Genomic DNA, 19,295 nt, shown 5'->3' with positions numbered 1-19,295 from the left:
TAAATGGCCAGCCACCGCCGACCTTGGCGACCGGTCCCCGGTAGCCACAAACGCCCGGACCCCGGCATCCCGTCAACCCCGCTCCCGACTCCGCTACAATCCCTCGACAGTGATCGGGAAATGCAGGGAATTCTCCCGCCCTTTTTCCGTCCAATTCCGCAGAACCCGGCCGCACTGGGTCGGATCGATCAAAATGCCAGAGAAGAGAGGATTGACCATGTCGGTACCCGAGAATCCCTACGAGCAGGTCAGCGTGGATGTGACAGCCCACGAGGTCGAAGGGCTGGACACCTGGTACATGATCGGGATCTCCGGTATTCCGGATCCCGACAACGAGGGGCATACCTCGAATGCGGGGTTCGTCGTGACCGACGAGGGCGTGGTGGTATATGACGCCCTGGGGACGCCGCCACTTGGCTTCGAGATGATTCGCCGGATCCGCGAGGTGACCGACCAGCCGATCAAGTACGTGATTGCTGGTCATTATCACGCGGATCACATCTATGGCCTGCAGGCGTTCGCGGACCACACCGATGCCAAGATCATCGGGCAGGCGCGCGCGCGGGACTATCTGGGAGGCGCCGGTGCGGTGGCGCGGCTCGAGCAGCGCCGGGGCGTGCTGGCCCCATGGGTGGACGAGGACACCCAGATCATTCCGCCGGACGAATTCTTCGAGGACGAGTACACCATCCGTCTCGGCGGGAAGACCTTCCGGTGCGTGCACGCGGGGCCCGCACACTCGCCGGACGACATCATCATGGTGGTGGAGGAGACCGGCGTGGTGTTCGCCGGCGACATCGTGTTCGATGGCCGGATCCCGTTTCTGGGCGACGATGCGCTGGATTCGGAGAACTGGGTCAAGCGCCTGGAAGAGTTGATGGAGATGGACCTGAAGTTCCTGATTCCGGGGCATGGCGAGGCGACCGATCAGGCGGCCCGGGCGGTCAGGTTCACCCGCGACTACCTGGTGAAGCTGCGCGAGCACATGGCCGTGGCGGTCGAGAACATGGATTCCTTCGACGAGGCCTACTCCGCGATGGACTGGAGTGACTACGAAGACCTGCCGGCCTTCGAACAGACCAACCGCAGCAACGCCAACGCGGTCTATCTGGAGATGGAAGAGAAGCTCTTTTGAGCTCGGCCCCAGGGGAAGCCCGGTCGGTGCGTGCGTTGCGGGTCCTTGATGTATCCCTGAATCCCACAAGCGAAAGGAATGATCGCCAATGACGCTGAATATTGAACCGGGCCTGCTCATGGCCATCCTGTCCCTGGTGGCGGGCATCCTGATCCTGATCCGGCCCCGCCTGCTGAACTACATCGTCGCGATCTATCTGATTGTTATCGGGGTGCTGGGCCTGCTGGCGTATTTCTAGGGAGATGCTCAAGGGGCCCCAGCGCGGATGCGTGAATCGATCAGCGCCGCCCTGGCGACGTAAAGGTCTCCGTCACCGATAGTTTGGTGCCCAAAAGCATGGACCAACAGTGCGACTTCGTGCGCAGGGCGTGCGGACCCGTTACTCTTTGGCCACATTCTGATCGGGGGGCTACGCCTCAATGACCGCCGAACGCGTCCGAGAAATACCCTATAACTACACCTCATTCTCCGACCGCGAAATCGTTATCCGTTTCCTGGGTTCCGATACCTGGGACCTCCTCAATGAGTTGCGTGGGGAGCGTCGGACGGGTGTGTCTGCGCGCATGCTGTTCGAGGTTCTGGGCGACATGTGGGTGGTCACCCGAAACCCGTACATCCAGGATGATCTGCTGGAGGACAAGAAGCGCCGCAAGGCGCTGATTGATGCCATGCAGCATCGTCTGGGCCAGATCACGGCCCGGGCCGACGGCAACGAGAAGGCGCTCAAGCTGGGCCAGCGCGCGCAGGCGGCTGTGTCTGCCTTTGCGCAGGAGTTCACCGATACCGCCGCGCTGCGCGATCAGGTGCGCAAGCGCATGAAGGCCCTGACGCACAAGGACAACATCCAGTTCGGCGGCCTGGCGCGGGTCTCCCACGTGACCGATGCGACCGACTGGCGTGTGGAGCTCCCGTTCGTGGTGCTCACCCCGGATTCCGAGGAAGAGATGGGCCCGCTGGTCGCGGCCTGCATCGAGCTCGGCCTGACGGTGATCCCGCGTGGCGGTGGCACCGGCTACACCGGTAGTGCCGTCCCGCTGTCCAAGCGCTCGGCGGTCATCAACACCGAGAAGCTGGAAGGCCTGGGCGAGGTCGAGCGCCGACCCCTGCCGGGCGTGGAGCGTGACGTCCCGGTGGTGCGCGTGGAGGCCGGTGTGGTCACCAAGCGCGTCTCCGAGCTGGCCGATCGCAACGGTCTGGTGTTCGCGGTGGATCCGACCTCGCAGGACGCCTCCACCATCGGCGGCAACGTCGCGATGAACGCTGGCGGCAAGAAGGCCGTGCTGTGGGGTACCGCGCTGGACAACCTGGCCGCCTGGACCATGGTGACCCCCGAGGCGGAGTGGATGTATGTCGAGCGCCTCGACCACAACCTCGGCAAGATCCACGACGCCGAGATCGTGCGCTTCCGTGTGAGCCGCTATCAGCCGGACGGCAAGACCCCGAAGGGCGAGCCCGAGATCCTGGAGATGCCGGGACAGAGCTTCCGCAAGCTGGGGCTGGGCAAGGACGTGACCGACAAGACCCTGATGGGCGTGCCGGGTATCCAGAAGGAAGGCTGCGACGGTCTGATTACGTCGGCCGAGTTCATCCTGCACCGGATGCCGGACAACATCCGCACCGTGTGTCTGGAGTTCTACGGGACCGATCTGCACCAGGCCGTGCCGGCGATCGTCGAGATCAAGGATGCGGTGGACGCCGAGGACGAAGTCCTGCTGGCGGGTCTGGAGCATCTCGACGAGCGCTACGTGCGCGCGGTGAAGTACACCCCGAAGGGCGCCCGTGGTGACCTGCCGAAGATGGTCCTGGTCGCCGACATTGTCTCCGACAACGAGGATGCCCTGGGCAAGCTGGCGGCCAGGATGGTGCGCGCGGCGAACGCCCGCAATGGCGAGGGTTTCGTTGCGGTCAGCCCCGAGGCGCGCAAGCGCTTCTGGGCGGATCGCGCCCGCACCGCGGCGATTGCTCACCACACCAACGCGTTCAAGATCAACGAGGACGTGGTGATCCCGCTGGAGCGCCTGGCGGAGTACACCGAGGGGATCGAGACCCTGAACGTGCGCGAGTCGCTGACGAACAAGCTCCGGATGGTCGACGAGATGCAGGAGTGCATGCGCGGTGACCATCCGGAGCTGCGCGAGTTGCTGGACGACACCGGTGGCGAGGGCCAGCAGTGGTTCGAGGCCAAGCGCGAGCGTGCGGTGGAGGTCCTGGAGACGGTGAAGAAGCGCTGGGAGGCAATCTCGGACAACTTCTTCACCCAGGCCTCGGAATGTGACGAGCTGCTGGACGAGCCCGCTCGTGCGGATTTGCGCGACCATGACAAGCTCATCAATGTGCTGCTGCGGCGCAGCCTGCGCATCTCCTACCGCGCCGAGGTCGAGCGCCCGCTGTTCGAGATCTTTGGCGGGCACCAGCTGGAGCCGGTGCGCAAGCGGCTGACCGCGATCCACGACCGGGTACTGACCAGCCGCCTGTTTATCGCCCTGCACATGCACGCGGGCGATGGCAACGTGCACACCAACATCCCGGTCAATTCCAATGACTACCAGATGATGCACCAGGCCGAGCGCCTGGTGGATGAAGTGATGCGCCTGGCACGCGAGCTCAATGGGGTGATCTCCGGCGAGCACGGGATCGGGCTGACCAAGATGCAGTATCTGGAGCCCGAACGCATCGAGTCGTTCGCGAAGTACAAGAAGGACGTCGACCCGAATGGCGTGTTCAACGCCGGCAAGCTGCTGGTGGGCTCCGGGTTGTCCAATGCCTATACGCCGTCGCTGCGCCTGGTCAAGCAGGAGGCGTTGATCCTTGAACAAAGCGAGCTGGGCGATCTCAACGACGAGATCAAGGACTGCCTGCGTTGCGGCAAGTGCAAGCCGGTGTGCAACACGCACGTCCCGCGCGCCAATCTGCTGTACTCGCCGCGCAACAAGATCCTGGCGACCGGTCTGATCGTCGAGGCCTTCCTCTACGAGGAGCAGACCCGTCGCGGCCTGTCGCTGAATCACTTCGAGGAGATGAACGACGTCGCGGATCACTGCACGATCTGCCACAAGTGCCTGAATCCGTGCCCGGTCGACATCGACTTTGGCGACGTGACCATGCACATGCGTTCGATCCTGAACAAGAAGGGCAAGCGCAAGGCGACGCCGGCGACGATGATGTCCATGGCCTTCCTCAACGCGAAGGACCCGGCCACCATCAAGGGTATCCGCAAGGGTGCGATCCAGATGGGCTATGCCGCCCAGCGCCTGGGGCATTTCGCATTCAAGAAGCTGAACCTGACCGGGGAGGGCAAGACCCCGCGCTCGACCACCGGCAAGGCACCGATGCACGAGCAGGTCGTGCACTTCGTGAAAAAGCCGATGCCCGCCGGGTTGCCGAGCCAGACCACCCGCCAGATGCTGGGGCTGGAGGATTCGCGCTACGTGCCGATCCTGCGCGACCCGGTGAAGACCGATCTGGATTCGGATGCGGTGTTCTACTTTCCCGGGTGCGGTTCCGAGCGCCTGTTCAGCCAGGTGGGCCTGGCTACGCTCGCCATGCTCTACGACGTCGGCGCGCAGACCGTGCTGCCGCCGGGCTACCTGTGCTGCGGGTATCCGCAGAATGCCGGTGGCGATTTCGAGAAGGGCCAGCAGATCAGTACCGAGAACCGGGTACTGTTCCATCGCCTCGCGACCACGCTCAACTACCTCGACATCAAGACCGTCGTGGTGTCCTGTGGCACCTGCATGGATCAGCTCCTGAAATACGAGTTCGAGCGGATCTTCCCGGGTTGCCGGTTGCTGGACATCCACGAGTACCTGATGGAGAAGGGTGTCCATCTCGAGGGGCTCGAGGGCGTGCAGTACATGTACCACGATCCCTGCCATTCGCCGATGAAGTCGCACAAGCCGACCGACGTCGCGGCCAAGCTGCTGGGTCAGGAGGTCCTGCAGTCCGACCGTTGCTGTGGCGAGGCCGGGACCTTTGCGATCAGCCGTCCGGATATCGCCACCCAGGTGCGCTTCCGCAAGCAGGAAGAGCTGCACAAGGGCATCAAGGAGCTGACCGGAGAGGAGAAGGCGAAGGACGGCAACGTGAAGATGCTGACCTCCTGCCCGGCTTGCCAGCAGGGCCTGGAGCGCTATCGCGAGGATACCGGGATGGATACCGACTACATCGTGGTGGAGATGGCCAACCGTCTGATGGGCGATGGCTGGCAGAAGGCCTTCATCGAACGGGCCCGCGAGGGTGGGATCGAGAAGGTCCTGCTGTAGGGCTTGGAGCCGGCACAAGCGGGTGCTGCACATGGCCCGCCCGGGTTGGCTACAATCGGGGGCACCGGGCGGTCGCGACGGAATAAAGGATCGTCACGTCGCGTCGCCCCATCGGGCGTACGCAATGCCCGTCAAGGCCGCGGCAGTGTATGCGGCATGTCCACCCGTCCATGCAAGGGAGTTCGCATGACCTTTCGCTCTTTGAGTCCCCGTCTCGCCGTCATGGCCCTTTGTTTCGGGCTGGCGGCGGCCCCCGTCGTGGCCAGTGCCCAGGCCTTTGTCGAATTCCCCGGCCGCAGTCTTTACGAGCGATTCGGCGTGGATGCCGTGGACCTGTTCGATCTGCGGGGCCAGTTGTCGCGCTCCACGGTGATCGATGTCCGCCCGCGTCTGGAATACGACATCCTGCACATCGAGGGGGCCCATCATGTACCGCTGGGCGCCCCGGATTTCGAGGATCAGGTACGGGCCCTGGAAGAGCAGCATGGCGGGCCCCTGGTGTTCTACTGCAACGGGCGCGAGAGCTACATGTCCTATCGCGCTGCCGCGCGGGCCAACGCGGCCGGGCTCGGCCCGACCCAGGCCTATGACGCCGGTGTCGCGGACTGGGCAGACCGCTACCCGGGGCTGGCCATGCTCCGCGGCGAGCCGATCGAGGACCCCGAGACCCAACTCAACACGGACGAGGCCTTCGAGGCGCGGTTGCTGGATGCCGACACCTTCGCCCGTCGTGTTCGCAACGACGACAATGCGGTGGTGCTGGACGTGCGCGGCAACGAGGAGCGTGACGAGATCTCGCTGTTTGCCGGGCGCGAGATGTCGGCCCCGTTGGAGAACATCGATACGCTTAACCGCATCCTCGGCCAGGCCAACAGGGATGGTGATGCGCTGTTGATCTTCGACCAGAACGGTCAGCAGGTGCGCTGGTTGCAGTATCACCTGGAGGAACGCGGCATCGAGAACTACCACTTCCTGGAAGGCGGCCTGCAGCAGTTCTACGACGAGGTGATGACGCGCTGATTGTCCGTCTCACCGCTTGCCCACGTTAAAAAGGCCGGGATCGTATGATCCCGGCCTTTTTTTGGAGCGGTATCAGCGACGAAACAGCGCCAGGAGGATCGTGATCCCCACGCTGACGATGATCATCGTGGTGAGCGGGAAGTAGAAGCGGGCGTTCTCGCGTTCGATCACGATGTCACCCGGGAGCCGGCCCCAGGGGATTTTTCCGAGCCACGGCCACAGCAGACCGATCAGGACGATCAGCCCGCCGATGATGATCAGCCATTTGCCCGTCGCGGTCACCGTGGCGGACTCGACCCGCTTAACCGGCGGTCATCTCCTCGACGCCCGAGGCGGAGCCCACCAGCATGACATCCGCCGAACGGCGGGCGAACAGTCCGTTGGTCACGACGCCGGCGATATGGTCCAGCTCGGATTCGAGCTCAACCGGGTTCATGATGCGCAGGTTGTGCACGTCGAGAATCACGTTGCCGTTGTCGGTCTTGAAGCCCTCGCGCAGTTCCGGGTTGCCGCCCAGCTTCGACAGGGCGCGGGCCACGTGGCTGCGCGCCATCGGGATGACCTCGATCGGTAGCGGGAAGGCGCCGAGATAATCGACGACCTTGGTCTCGTCGACCACGCAGACGAAGGTCTTCGACGCCGCCGCGACGATCTTTTCGCGGGTCAGCGCGCCGCCGCCGCCCTTGGTCAGGTGCAGATGCCGGGTCGCCTCGTCGGCCCCGTCGACGTAGATCGGCAGCGGACCGGCGGAGTTCAGGTCCAGTACCTCGATACCGTGGCCGCGCAGGCGCTCGGCGCTGGCCTCGCTGGAGGCCACGGCGCCATCGATCTTGCCCTTGATGCCGGCCAGGGCGTCAATAAAGTAGTTCGCGGTGGAACCGGTGCCCACACCCACGATCCAGCCGCTCTCGATCCGTTCCAGCGCCGCCTCGGCGACCGCCTTTTTCATTTCGTCCTGATTCATCACCGTCTCCCGAATATTCTGTCCGTAACCCATTGAGGATACCGACTGCTCCGTCCCCGGGACAAGCGGAAGCGTTAAGGCCTCGCATGCTATCGTTTGGGGCATGAAATTCCCCTATCTCGAGAAGATCCTGACGGCGCGCGTCTACGATGTCGCGCGCGAGACGCCACTGGACCCGATGCCGAATCTGTCGGAGCGCCTTGGCTCCACGTTGTGGCTGAAGCGCGAAGATCTGCAGCCGGTGTTCTCGTTCAAGCTGCGTGGCGCCTACAACAAGATCGCCCAGCTAACCCCGGAGCAGCGCGCAAAGGGCGTGGTCGCCGCCTCCGCCGGCAACCATGCGCAGGGGGTTGCGCTGGGGGCCAGTCACCTCGGCATCAAGGCCGTGATCGTGATGCCAGTGACCACGCCGTCGATCAAGATCGACGCGGTGCGCCGGTTCGGTGGCAAGGCTGTGCTGCACGGCGACTCCTTCGACGAGGCGGCCGCCCACGCCCGCGAACTGGAACAGAAACACGGCTACACCTTCATCCATCCGTTCGACGATCCCGACGTGATCGCCGGGCAGGGCACGGTGGCGATGGAGCTATTGCGCCAGCACCCGGGTCATCTGGACGCGGTGTTCGTGTGCATCGGGGGGGGCGGACTGGCGGCCGGCATGGCCGCCTACATCAAGCGCCTGCGTCCGGAGATCAAGGTCATCGGCGTGGAGCCGGACGATGCGCCCTCGATGTACAAGGCGCTGCAACAGAACCGCCGGGTCACCCTCAAGCAGGTCGGGATCTTTGCCGACGGTGCGGCTGTGCGTCAGGTCGGCAAGGAGACCTTCCGTCTGTGCCGCGACCTGATTGACGAGGTCCTCCTCGTGGACACCGACTCCATTTGCGCGGCCATCAAGGACATCTTCGATGACACCCGCGTGGTGGCCGAGCCGGCCGGGGCCCTCGCGGTGGCCGGGATGAAGCAGTACATCCAGCGCGAGGGCCTGCAGGGCGCGAACCTGGCGGCGGTACTCAGCGGGGCCAATATCAACTTCGATCGCTTGCGCCACGTGGCCGAGCGCGCCGAGATCGGCGAGCATCGCGAGGCCCTGTTTGCGGTCACCATCCCCGAGCGTCCGGGTAGCTTTCGTCAGTTCTGTCAGGCCATCGGCAAGCGCGGGGTCACCGAATTCAACTACCGCTACGCGGATGACGAGAAGGCCCAGGTCTTTGCCGGTATCAAACTGGAGGGGGGCGACGCCGAGCGCCAGGAAATCCTGGCGGCCCTGGAGGAGGCGGGTTACGACGTTCTGGACATGACCGAGAACGAGGTGGCCAAGCTCCACCTCCGGCACATGGTCGGCGGCCACGGTGGCGAGGTCCGCAACGAACGGATCTACCGCTTCGAGTTCCCGGAGCGCCCCGGCGCGCTGCTGAATTTCCTGACGCACATGGGCCAGACCTGGAACATCAGCCTGTTCCACTATCGCAACCATGGTGCCGCCTATGGCCGCGTGCTGGTCGGCATGCAGATCCCCGCCGAGGATCGGGCGCGGTTCCGCGAGTTTCTGAAGGAGGTCGGGTATCCATGGCACGAGGAGACCGGGAATCCGGCCTACTCCCTCTTTCTGCGCTGATTGCGTCTCGCCTGGCGATCCCTGGCCAGGCAGACCAGGCTCTTCGTCCGATCTCTAGGGCCGCAGATGCGTGTGGGGTCGCCTGCCTTCGTGTGGCTGGCCCTGGTTCGTCCTCCGGTGTTTTACGGTGGCTTCGGTTCGCCGCCTGCCATGCGCTGACTCGCCAGCGCGCCGCGCCCGTTGTCGCTCAAAAACTGGCTTCTTTGCTCGTGCAAAGAAGTACCCAAGAAACACGCCCGACTGCCGCGACCCCGGCCCGCTGCGCGGGCCGGGGTTTCCCTCGCTCCGAGGCTTTTCGCGGGCGGCGCTGAACTCGCTACGCTGCGCTGCGCTCAGACATCCAGCGCCCCGTGTCTATTTAGAATCGTCCCGCGAAAAGCCTCTCCACTCGGCGCGACGACAACGGGGAGGCAGGTCCAAACAACGGCTATCCCAGCGTTCTTGCCAGTGGATGATGGCTAGGTCTTCGGACATCTTCGGCACGCTCGGCCTGTGGCCGTTGCGTGTCGCGCCCGCGCAGCGGGCGCCGGGGGGCGTAGGATGTGATGAGCGCAGCGAATCGCATCAGGGTTTCGCACGACGTGGGGAACGGTGCGTTTCGCTGCGCTCAACCGCACCCTACCGGATACCGTCGGTTTTGACCTTCGCCTCCCGTATGGAGCCCCTTGCGGAAGGGTCCTCGGGCCGGCCAGTTAAGAATAGACATGGGGCGCTGGATGTCTGAGCGGAGCCCAGCGCAGCGAGTTCAGCGCCGCCGGCCCGAGGACCCTGGAGCAAGGTTCCCGGGCGGAATCCGGGTGCGCCTCGAAGGGTACTTTCTTGGGCAAGCAAGAAAGTACCTCGCGGTGCGCTCGCGAGAGAGCGCATGGCAGTATGCGGACCGAAGCCACCGTAAACACCGAGCGATGAACCATGGCCAGCCACAACATGGCATATGCGGCCGGATGGAAGGCGGGTGCCTGGAAGGTGCTGCGCGGTAGCGGCCGGGTCAGGCGGGGCAGGGCGTTTGCCAGGTCGTCACGCGGGCGGGATCGCCGTCGGTGTTGTCAAGGCGGGCGAGGGTCATGCGGTTGCCCCAGACGCAGCCGCTGTCCAGGGCCAGCCAGTCCGGCCCGACGCGATGTCCGAGGGCGGCCCAGTGGCCGAACACGATCGGGTGGCCGGCGGCCGCGCGGCCGGGTACCTGGAACCAGGGGGTGAGGCCGGATGGGGCCTCTTCCGGCGGGCCGTTGCCGGCGAATTCCAGCGCACCGTCGGCGGTGATGTAGCGCATGCGGGTGAAGGCGTTGATGGTGTAGCGGGAGCGGTCGTAGCCGTCGAGATCGGGGCCCCACAGCGTCGGTTCATCGCCGTACATGACCTCGAACAGCGCCTGACGGCGGGCGGGGTCGCGTAGATCGGCCTCCACGCGCCGTGCCTCGGTCTGCGCTGTGTCCGGGTCCCAGGCCGGCGGGAGGCCCGCATGCACCAGGGTCCAGCCGCTGGACGCGTCGGAATGCAGTAGCGGGCGCCGCGCCAGCCAGTCCAGCAGGTCGGCGGCATCCGGGGCGTCCAGCACCGGGCGCAGGGTGTCCTTGCCGCCGGGGGGGCGCACGCCTTCCGCGGTGGCCAGCAGGTGCAGGTCGTGGTTGCCCAGTACTGTGGTCGCGGCATCCCCCAGCGCTCGGACCCGGCGCAGGCAGCCGAGCGAGTCCGGGCCACGGTTGACCAGGTCGCCGACCAGCCATAGATGGTCGGCCGCCGGGTCGAAGCGCACCTGCTCCAGCAGGCGTTCCAGCGGGGCCAGGCAGCCCTGGAGGTCGCCGACTGCGTAGAGGGCCATCGGGCCGGCCTAGTGCAGCGTGCGCGGGACGGATAGGGTGAACGGCGGGATTGGCGCGTCGAAGGTGTTGCCGCGTTCGTCGCGCATGCCGTAGCTGCCTTCCATGGTGCCCACCGGGGTCTCGATCACCGTGCCACTGGTGTACTCGAAACTGTCACCGGGCTCGATGCTGGGCTGTTCCCCGATCACGCCCTCGCCGCGTACCTCCTGCGTCTGGTCGCGGCCATCGCGGATGATCCAGTGGCGGTTGAGCAGTTGCACGGTCAGCGCCCCCGCGTTGCGGATCACCACGTGATAGGCGAAGACATAGCGGTCGTCATCGGGTTCCGACTGGTCTTCCACATAGGCAGTGGAGACCTCGATCTCGATGGTGTGGGCTTCGGTGTCGTGCTCTTGGGGCTGGTTCATGCGGTTGCGGCTCCAGATTCGTGAGCGGGAAACGCCCGTGCGCGGGGCAGGCCCGGCATCAGGGTTTCACGGACCGGCTGGCGTAAACGGCAGCGCCGAGCAGGCCCGGTTCGGGGTTCATGATAAGGGCCACGGGCAATTGCTCAAGCAAGTGGGTCATCGGTGGGCGATTACGGAAGGTGCTACGAAAGCGTGGTCCGCGGAATGCCTCGAGCCAGCGCGGGGCGATGCCACCGGCCAGGAAGACCCCCCCGGTGGGGAGTGCGGTCAGGGCCATGTCCGCCAGTTGCCCGGCGTAGATGCCGACGAAGCGATCGATGACGGCTTGAGCCGCGGGGTGCCCGGCGAGCGCCAGTTCGCCAATCGCCGCGGCGGGTTCGGCGGTCTCCAGGGCCTGTGCCAATTCGGGGTCAGGCTGGCGGTCGAGCTCGAAATGCCCGATGCGGGCGATTCCACGACCGCTGAGCAGATGCTCGCGTGTGCAGTATCCCAGTTCGCGGGCTACGAAATCGCCCAGTGCGGCCTCCTCCGCCCCGCTGGGCGAGAAGCGCGCGTGGCCGCCCTCGCCGGGAAAGATGGTGGCGGCGCCGGGCGGGCCCACCAGACAGGTGCCGAGCCCGGTACCGGCGCCCGCGACCAGGCGCAGGCCGGCGGGATCGTGCGTTCCTTCCTGCAGGGTTTCGTAGTCCTGTGGCTGCAGGGCGTCGAGGCTCGCGCCGATGGCGGCAAAGTCATTCAACAGAGTGACGGGCAGCCCCAGGTGATCCGCGAGCGTGGTGGTGTCCAGCGCTGGCCAGGGCAGGTTCGTGACGCGCGCCCGGCCGTGATGCACGGGGCCGGCCACCGCCAGACCCGCCGCAGCAAAGGTATCCACTGTCGCAACCTCGGTGCGCCAGCGTCCGAGGATGCTGGCCAGGTCGGGGTGTTCGCGGCTGCGGTAGCGCTCGCCCTCGTGCAAAGACCATCCGTCCGCATCGCGGTGGGCGCGGGCAACGCGGGTATTGGTCCCGCCAACATCGGCAACGATCAGGTCCATGGGCCCATGGTAGCGGATCGCGGCCGCCGGCTGTTCAGGGGGTGGCGGGGTGGAGGCGTCGAGCCAGGGCTTCGAAGCCGGTGATGTCGATGTTCTCCGGGCGCTCGCCCGGATCCAGGCCGGCGGCCTCGAGGTCGGCGATCTCGGCCAGGCCGGAGAGACCGCGGCGCAGGGTCTTGCGGCGGCTGGAGAATGCCTGGTTGACCACCCGCGCGAAGGTTGGGTACAGCGTCGGCGCGACGCGCGGTTCGGCCAGGGGCGTGATGCGCACGACGCTGGAGTAGACCTTGGGTGGGGGGTGGAAGGCCCCGGGGGGCACGGTGAACAGGGCGGTCGCCTCGGCGCGGGCGGCCAGCATCACCGTCAGGCGCCCGTAGCGCTTGCTGCCGGGGGCGGCAGTCATGCGCTCCACGACCTCGCGTTGCAGCAGGAAGTGCATGTCGCGGATGGCGCCGACCTGATCCAGCAGGTGGAACATCAACGGGGTGGAGATGTTATAGGGCAGATTGCCGACCACACGCCAGCCCCGCTCGGGCAACGCGCCGAGGTCGGATAGCTGCATATGCAGGGCGTCGCCCACGTGCAGGTCCAGGCGTTCTGGGGGGAAGCCGGCGCGCAGGCCGGCCGCCAGGTCGCGGTCGATCTCCACCGCGACCAGATGCTCCAGGCGCTCCAGCAGGGCGGCCGTCAGGGCGCCACGGCCAGGACCGATCTCCAGCACGGCATCGCCGGGTTGCGGGGCGATCGCCGCGACGATGCGCGCGAGGATGCCGGCATCGTGGAGGAAGTTCTGGCCGAAACGCTTGCGGATCGGCGACGAGGTCTTGATTCGGGTCATGCCCTGGGGGTGCTCCGGCGTGCGGCGGCTCGCGCCGCGAGGGTTTCGGCCAGGCGTTCGGCGGCCTGGAAGCTGCCGACCTCGGCGCGCCCGGTGCCGGCCAGATCCAGTGCCGTGCCGTGGTCCACCGAGGTGCGGATGAAGGGCAGGCCCAGGGTGACATTGATGGCGCTGCCGAAGCCGGCATGCTTGAGCACCGGCAGTCCTTGATCGTGGTACATGGCGAGCACGGCGTCGACGCCGTGCAGGGCGCGCGGGGTGAATGCGGTGTCGGCCGGGAGTGGCCCGCGCAGACGCATGCCGGCTTCCCGCAGGCGGTCCAGGGTGGGGGTGATGATCTCGATCTCCTCGCGTCCGAGGACACCATCCTCGCCGGCATGCGGGTTCAGCCCGCAGACGGCGATCACCGGGTCGGCGATACCGAAGTCGCGCTGCAGGTCGTGATGCAGGACGCGGGTCACGGCCTCCAGGCGGTCTGCGCTGATGGCGTCGGGGACCGCGCGCAGTGGCAGGTGGGTGGTGACCAGCGCGACCCGCAGGCCCTCGGTGGCCAGCAGCATCACCGGCATCGGCGCGCCGGCGCGCTCGGCAAGCCACTCGGTGTGACCACTGAAGGCGATCCCGGCGCGGTTGATTATGCCCTTGTGCACCGGACCGGTGACCATCGCCTCGAAGGTGCCGTCGAGGCAGCCGGCGGCGGCCGTGGCCAGCAAGGCCAGCACGTGCTCGGCGTTGGCCGGGTCCAGGGTGCCGGCGACCACCGGGGTTGCCACCGGTACGGGCAGGATCTCCAGGGTGTGGGCCGGGGTGACCGCGCGCGGGCGTTCCGGGTCGAAGTGGATCAGGCGCAGGGACTCGCCGAGCTGGCGGGCACGGGCCTCGAGGACGTCCGGGTCGGCGATGGCGACGCGCTGCGCGTGGCCGCGCTGCCGGGCCATTGCGATCAGGAGATCGGGCCCGATGCCGGCGGGGTCGCCGGCGGTCAGGGCCAGGCGCGGGACCGCGTGGGCCCCGCGCGGATCAGGAGCCGAAGCCGTCGACCCGGTATTCGACATAGGCCTCGTCCCGCAGGCGGCGCAGCCACAACTCGAGTTCTTCCTCGCGCTTGCGGTTTTGCAGGATCTCGCGGGCACGGGCCCGGATCTGTTCGCGCGAGGTGTCGACCTCGCGGCGTTCCAGGACCTCGATGATGTGCCAGCCGAACTGGCTCTCCACCGGTTCGCTGGCCACGCCCGGTTCCAGGGCGTCCATGGCCTCCTCGAAGCCGGGCACCAGTTCGCCCGGGCTGACCCAGCCGAGGGCGCCGCCCTGGGCGGCCGAGCCGGGGTCGTCCGAGTTGGCGCGTGCCAGGTCCTCGAAGCTCGCGCCCTCGCGGATGCGGTTGTATAGCGACTGCGCCTGGCGGCGGGCGTCCTCGTCGCTGCGCACCTGGTCCGGGCTGATCAGGATATGGCGCACGCGGGTCTGCTGCACGCGCGTCTGGTCGCCGCCCTCGCGGTCCAGCAGTTTCATGATGTGGAAGCCGCCGGGCGAGCGCAGGACCTCGCTGATCTCGCCTGTGCGCATCAGCACCGCTTCGCGGGCGAACATGCCGGGGATTTCGCCGGCCGAGCGCCAGCCGAGGTCGCCGCCTTCCAGGGCCTGAGGGCCTTGGGACTCGCTGATCGCGACGGTGGCGAAGTCCTCGCCCTCGCGCACGCGCTGGCGCAGCGCTTCGGCCTTCTCGCGTGCCTCGGCGATCTGGCTGGCATCCGCGCCCTGGGGCAGGGGGACCATGATCTGTGCGATGCGGTAGCGCACGCCGCGGTCGATCGCGCCGCTCTCGGAGGCGATCAGGTCGGCGATCTCCGGGTCGGAGACGCGGATGCGCTGATCGACCTGGCGGCGCTGCAGCTGGTTCACGGTCAGTTCGTGGCGGATCTGTTCGCGAAAGGCGTTGAAGTCCACCCCGTCCTGCATCAGGGCCTGGCGCAGTTGCGGCAGGGTCATGCGGTTCTCGCGGGCGATGTTTTCCATCGCGCGGTTCAGGGTCATCTCGTCGATATTGATGCCGACGCGCTCGGCTTCCTGCAGCTGCACGCGCTCGACGATCAGGCGCTCCATGACCTGCCGCGCCAGGGTGTCCTGATCCGGCGGGCGGGTGCCGCGCTCGACCATCTGCTGGGCGATCAGGTTCATGCGTTCCACCAGCTCGCGCTGGGTGATCACGTCGTCGCCCACCACGGCCAGGATGCGGTCGGTGAAGCGGTCGCCCTCCGGGGTGATGGGGGCGGCCGGGGCCCCGCTGTCGCGGGCGGCCCCGGGGGTGACCGGGGCCTCGACCGCGCCCTGCGAGAGGTCGCCGGCCGCGGGCGCGGTCGTCTGGCCCATCGCCGGCAGGCCGAGGCCGTAGACCAGGGCGGCCAGCAGCGGCAGCAGGGCGCGGGCCTTGCCGCGGCGGCGTTGTTCAGGGACGTGCGTCATATCCGGCAATACCCTCGCGCAATAGCGAATCCACGCCGGAATCGAACCGTGCCAGGCCGTCCAGCGTGAGTTGGAAGTAGATCGAGTTGTCGTAGGTCTCGTCGAAGGAGTACGCGCGGCGTGCGACCACGCGGATACCATAGCAGCAACTACGATACTGAAGCCCGGCCAGAAGTTCGAGATCGCGTTCCTCCTGCAGGCTGTAGTTCCAGCGCCCGATGGCGTCGATGCGCTCGGTGACCGGCCACATCACGGAGACATCGGTCTGGTCGATGGAGCGGGCGCCGGCCTCGCGCTGGCGGTAGCCCACGTTGATCCGGGCGCGTTCGCGCGGGCTGTAGCCGACCGAGACCGCCGCCAGGGTGGTCTCGCCGGAATCCTGGTTGTAGAGGATGGATCCGCGGCCGTCCCATGCATCGCCGATGCGGACCCGGCCTTCCAGCGCGAGATCGGAGCGTGACTCGGATAGTGGGTCATCTCCCGGGCGCCGGCGGACCTCGCGGTCTTCCAGATAGTGGATCTGCCCGGCAGACAGGCTCAGGCGTTCGCGCCCGGTCTGCTGGTCGAAGATGCGCGTGGTCAGGGCCGTGGTGACCTGATGGGTGTCGCCCACCCGGTCGGCGCCGACGAAGCGGTCCAGGCTGAACAGGTTGTCGAAGCTGAAGTCGGCCTCGCCGGTATCGAAGATCGGGATGTCATTCTGGTCGCGGTAGGGCACGTAGCCGTAGAAGATGCGCGGTTCGAGGGTCTGCAGGCGCTGGCCGTCCGCGATCGGACGTTCGAAGATCAGTCCGGTGTCGATGGAGGCGCGCGGCACGGTGCGGCTGATCGATTCCGGACCGGTCCGGCCGCGGCGGTCCAGCTCGTAGCGGGTGTGACGGACCCCGAAGGCGGGTTCGAAGAAGAAGCCGCCGGTGTCATGGCGCCAGCGCACCTCGGGGTTCAGGTCGAGCCGGGTGCCCAGCGGGCGCCCGGACTGATCTTCACTGCGCTCGAAACGCACCAGTTCGGTGTCGAGGTCCCAGGACAGGCCGTGGCCCAGGTATTCCCCGGCCTCCAGGGTGATCTGCGGCAGGCGCTGGTAGGGCTCGCCGGCGGCACTCAGCTCGGGGTCGACGATCTGGTAGTCCTCGATGCGCGTGCGCAGGCGATAGGCCGGCTGGTTCCAGGTCAGGTCGGCGGAGCGTCGCAGGTAGGGCGTGGAACCGGCGTAGCGGTCGGAGTTGCCGAAATCGAAGAAGTATTCCCGATCGGAGACATCCGCGACGTCGAGGCGCAGGTTCAGGTTGGAGGTGATCCGGGTCTGGTGGCGCCACTGGGCGAAGTGGCGGTCTTCGCCGGTCTCGCGGTCATCCGGCAGGTAGCGGACGTCAAGCACACCATTGTGCCGGGGCTGCAGATAGCGGAACTCGGTGCCCAGCATTACCCCGCGGTCGGCCATGATGCGCGGGGTAAATGTCGCGTCGTAATTGGGCGCGATGTTCCAGTACCAGGGCGTCGCGAGATCGAACCCGGTGCGCCCGCCGGTACCCGCACTGGGCAGCAGGAAGCCACTCTTGCGGCGATCATCCAGTGGGAAGTTGATGTACGGGGTGTAGGCGATGGGCACACCCTTGAAACGGATCGTCGCGTTGCGGGCCACGCCGACGCCGCTTTCGCGGTCCAGCTCCAGGTCGCCGGTGCGCAGCCACCAGGAGTCGTTGCCCACTGGGCAGGTGGTGTATTCGGCGTCCTCGAAGTCGTGGAGGTGCGGGGCATGCTGAACGCCGCGTTCGGCGCTACCGCGTGCCGGGATGGACTGCACCAGGAAATCGATTCGGCGGAACTCGCCGGTCGCCGCGTCCAGGCGATATTCGCCGCCCTCGGTGTGCAGCAGCAGGTCGCCGTCGAACAGCCGGGTGTCGCCCTCGGTGCGCGCAGTGCCGGAGGCGCGATCGTATTCGAGGAAGTCGGTATCCAGGCGTCGCCCGGCCTCGAACAGGTGCACGTTGCCCGTGGCCGAGATGCGTTCGCCATCGCGGCGGACGTGATCGGCGTCAATCTCGGTCAGGCCGCCCTCGAGGGTACGCAGCTCGGGCCATTCGATCCCCGGGGCAAACGCGCATCCCGACGGGCGGTCGTCGGCGGGAACGGTTACGGGGATCAGGCCGGCGGCCGCCAAGCCCAGGCTCACCGCGACCTGCCGCGCGATCGGGTGACGGCGAGGCGCGGAGCTGGCGGGCCGGCGGCTCATCCCGAATTCAGGACAGCAGCTGGCGGATCTCGTCGAAGATCAGCTCGATGTCGCGGGTGCCGTTGATGTGCTTGAGCAGGCCATGACCGTCGTAGTACTCGATCAGCGGCTGGGTCTGCTCCTCGTAGACCTTGAGGCGGTTGACCACGGTCTCTTCGTTGTCGTCCGCGCGGTGGACCAGGTCACCGCCGCACAGGTCGCACACGCCTTCCTTTTGTGGCGGGAAGGTATGGGTGTTGAACACTGCGCCACAGTCGCCGCAGGAGACACGCCCGGTCAGGCGCTGCTTGAGTTCCTCGAACGGGACGTCGATCTGGATCGCGCGGTCGAGCGGCGACTCGATGTCGGCCAGCATGGTATCCAGGGCCTCGGCCTGGGCGACGTTGCGCGGGAAGCCGTCGAGGATGAAACCCTTCTGCGCATCGGGTTCCTGCAGGCGATCGCGGATCAGCCCCAGCACCAGGTCGTCGGGGACCAGTTGGCCGGCATCCATCGCGCTCTTGGCCTGCTTGCCGAGTTCTGTCTCGGCGGCGACGGCGGCACGCAGCAGGTCGCCGGTGGAGATCTGGGGGATGCCGAAGGTGGCGACCATCTTCTTGGCCTGGGTGCCCTTGCCGGAACCGGGGGCGCCCATCAGGACGATACGCATAGCTGACTCCTGCCGGGTGCCGCGCCGAACCGCAGGACTAGCCGGGAACGGGGGCGGCACGGTGAATGGCGGTGGCGAAACGGGGCTGGTCACTGAAGACGCAAACCGTTTCCCGAGCGCGGTCTTATACCGCCTGAAGGTGCTTGCCCGCAACCGTTGGGGCCGCTGGCCGGGTGCCCTTGAGGTGCGTGTCCCCTGTATAATGCCCGGCTAGCCAAACCAACTTTTGGGAAGCAAGCATGGACATGAACCAGATCGAAGCCGGCAAGGATCTCCCCAATGACGTCAACGTCGTGATCGAGATCCCCGCCCACGGGCAGCCCGTCAAATACGAGATCGACAAGGACAGCGGGGCCCTGATGGTTGATCGCTTCATGACGGTCGCGATGTTCTATCCGTGCAACTACGGGTTTGTTCCGCACACCCTGTCGGAAGACGGCGATCCGGTGGATGTGCTGGTGGTCACCCCGGTGCCGCTGATGCCGGGTTCGGTGGTGCGTTCGCGTCCGATCGGCGTGTTGCAGATGACCGACGAGGCGGGTGTGGACGCCAAGATCCTGGCCGTGCCGGTGACCAAACTGCATCCGCAGTACGAAAAGTATCAGGGGCCGGAGGACGTGGGTCAGGAACTGCTGGACTCGATCAAGCATTTCTTCGAGCACTACAAGGAGCTGGAGAAGGGCAAGTGGGTCAAGGTCGAGGGCTGGGCGGACGCCGAGGCGGCCAAGGCGGAGATTGTTGCCAGCTACAAGCGTTTCCAGAAGAGCAAGATCTGACGTCGCCACCCGCTGCATGCAGCGCGAGGCCAGCGCCGGGCCACCCCCTTGGGGCGGTCCGGTCTTTGCGT

At 66.6% G+C, this 19,295-nt stretch carries 17 protein-coding genes; 7 read left to right on the top strand and 10 right to left on the bottom strand.

Annotated elements, in window-relative coordinates; all coding sequences use genetic code 11:
• The first annotated feature begins 217 nt into the window (after positions 1-217).
• From F618_RS0103540 to F618_RS0103525, 4 genes are all read left to right on the top strand, one after another.
• Positions 218-1,135 carry an MBL fold metallo-hydrolase gene (locus F618_RS0103540; RefSeq protein ID WP_019567764.1) on the top strand — a complete coding sequence of 306 codons (918 nt, stop codon included), beginning with the start codon at positions 218-220 and terminating at the stop codon, positions 1,133-1,135.
• A gap of 88 nt (positions 1,136-1,223) precedes the next feature.
• Positions 1,224-1,373: a DUF3096 domain-containing protein gene (locus tag F618_RS15335; RefSeq protein ID WP_018144103.1), complete on the top strand. Its 150-nt coding sequence runs from the start codon at positions 1,224-1,226 to the stop codon at positions 1,371-1,373.
• A gap of 181 nt (positions 1,374-1,554) precedes the next feature.
• Positions 1,555-5,397, top strand: coding sequence for a DUF3683 domain-containing protein (locus F618_RS0103530; protein WP_019567763.1), 3,843 nt, complete (start codon positions 1,555-1,557; stop codon positions 5,395-5,397).
• A gap of 186 nt (positions 5,398-5,583) precedes the next feature.
• A complete protein-coding gene (locus F618_RS0103525) occupies positions 5,584-6,417 on the top strand; it encodes a rhodanese-like domain-containing protein (RefSeq protein ID WP_026331130.1) in 834 nt (277 codons plus the stop codon).
• A gap of 72 nt (positions 6,418-6,489) precedes the next feature.
• On the opposite strand, the gene F618_RS0103520 is transcribed toward F618_RS0103525, so the two are convergent.
• Together F618_RS0103520 and rpiA are read right to left on the bottom strand one after the other, a co-directional pair.
• Positions 6,490-6,699 (bottom strand): DUF2905 domain-containing protein, encoded by a 210-nt coding sequence (locus F618_RS0103520; protein ID WP_018952089.1) that lies wholly within the window; start codon positions 6,697-6,699, stop codon positions 6,490-6,492.
• 19 nt (positions 6,700-6,718) lie between these two features.
• Positions 6,719-7,381, bottom strand: a complete 663-nt coding sequence (gene rpiA / locus F618_RS0103515) for a ribose-5-phosphate isomerase RpiA (RefSeq protein WP_026313012.1) — start codon at positions 7,379-7,381, stop codon at positions 6,719-6,721.
• 103 nt (positions 7,382-7,484) lie between these two features.
• Between rpiA and ilvA the strand changes: the two genes are divergently transcribed.
• Together ilvA and F618_RS16315 are read left to right on the top strand one after the other, a co-directional pair.
• On the top strand, positions 7,485-8,999 hold the full coding sequence (gene ilvA, locus F618_RS0103510) for a threonine ammonia-lyase, biosynthetic (protein WP_018938388.1): 1,515 nt from the start codon (positions 7,485-7,487) through the stop codon (positions 8,997-8,999).
• Positions 9,000-9,450: 451 nt separating this feature from the next.
• Positions 9,451-9,723 (top strand): hypothetical protein, encoded by a 273-nt coding sequence (locus F618_RS16315; RefSeq protein WP_155997982.1) that lies wholly within the window; start codon positions 9,451-9,453, stop codon positions 9,721-9,723.
• A 264-nt stretch (positions 9,724-9,987) separates the two neighbouring features.
• Here the strand turns inward: F618_RS16315 and F618_RS0103505 are convergent, their stop codons facing one another.
• Genes F618_RS0103505 through F618_RS0103470 form a run of 8 tightly spaced genes read right to left on the bottom strand, consistent with a single transcriptional unit; the run spans position 9,988 to position 18,448 of the window.
• The gene (locus F618_RS0103505; protein WP_019567761.1) at positions 9,988-10,821 is read right to left on the bottom strand and encodes a symmetrical bis(5'-nucleosyl)-tetraphosphatase; all 834 of its coding nucleotides are present in this window, start codon (positions 10,819-10,821) and stop codon (positions 9,988-9,990) included.
• Positions 10,822-10,830: 9 nt separating this feature from the next.
• A complete protein-coding gene (gene apaG / locus F618_RS0103500; RefSeq protein ID WP_018144096.1) occupies positions 10,831-11,229 on the bottom strand; it encodes a Co2+/Mg2+ efflux protein ApaG in 399 nt (132 codons plus the stop codon).
• Positions 11,230-11,287: 58 nt separating this feature from the next.
• Positions 11,288-12,265 (bottom strand): glucokinase, encoded by a 978-nt coding sequence (locus F618_RS0103495; protein WP_019567760.1) that lies wholly within the window; start codon positions 12,263-12,265, stop codon positions 11,288-11,290.
• A 34-nt stretch (positions 12,266-12,299) separates the two neighbouring features.
• Positions 12,300-13,103 (bottom strand): 16S rRNA (adenine(1518)-N(6)/adenine(1519)-N(6))-dimethyltransferase RsmA, encoded by an 804-nt coding sequence (gene rsmA, locus F618_RS0103490; RefSeq protein WP_018938391.1) that lies wholly within the window; start codon positions 13,101-13,103, stop codon positions 12,300-12,302.
• The gene (gene pdxA / locus F618_RS0103485) at positions 13,100-14,158 is read right to left on the bottom strand and encodes a 4-hydroxythreonine-4-phosphate dehydrogenase PdxA (RefSeq protein WP_019567759.1); all 1,059 of its coding nucleotides are present in this window, start codon (positions 14,156-14,158) and stop codon (positions 13,100-13,102) included. The genes rsmA and pdxA overlap by 4 nt, the downstream gene beginning before the upstream one ends.
• Positions 14,124-15,566, bottom strand: coding sequence for a peptidylprolyl isomerase (locus F618_RS0103480; RefSeq protein WP_019567758.1), 1,443 nt, complete (start codon positions 15,564-15,566; stop codon positions 14,124-14,126). The genes pdxA and F618_RS0103480 overlap by 35 nt, the downstream gene beginning before the upstream one ends.
• Positions 15,550-17,799: an LPS-assembly protein LptD gene (locus tag F618_RS0103475; protein ID WP_019567757.1), complete on the bottom strand. Its 2,250-nt coding sequence runs from the start codon at positions 17,797-17,799 to the stop codon at positions 15,550-15,552. The genes F618_RS0103480 and F618_RS0103475 overlap by 17 nt, the downstream gene beginning before the upstream one ends.
• A gap of 7 nt (positions 17,800-17,806) precedes the next feature.
• The gene (locus F618_RS0103470) at positions 17,807-18,448 is read right to left on the bottom strand and encodes an adenylate kinase (protein ID WP_018144090.1); all 642 of its coding nucleotides are present in this window, start codon (positions 18,446-18,448) and stop codon (positions 17,807-17,809) included.
• Positions 18,449-18,687: 239 nt separating this feature from the next.
• Here F618_RS0103470 and ppa point away from each other — a divergent pair, with 239 nt between their 5' ends.
• Complete coding sequence (ppa, locus tag F618_RS0103465; RefSeq protein ID WP_018144089.1) at positions 18,688-19,224, top strand: inorganic diphosphatase; 537 nt, start codon at positions 18,688-18,690, stop codon at positions 19,222-19,224.
• The last annotated feature ends 71 nt before the right edge of the window (positions 19,225-19,295 follow it).

The sequence above is a fragment of the Thioalkalivibrio sp. ALMg13-2 genome (assembly GCF_000381185.1).
Taxonomy (GTDB): domain Bacteria; phylum Pseudomonadota; class Gammaproteobacteria; order Ectothiorhodospirales; family Ectothiorhodospiraceae; genus Thioalkalivibrio; species Thioalkalivibrio versutus.
The sequence above is the reverse complement of the archived record's forward strand: the minus strand, read 5'-3'. Positions and strand labels throughout refer to the sequence as shown.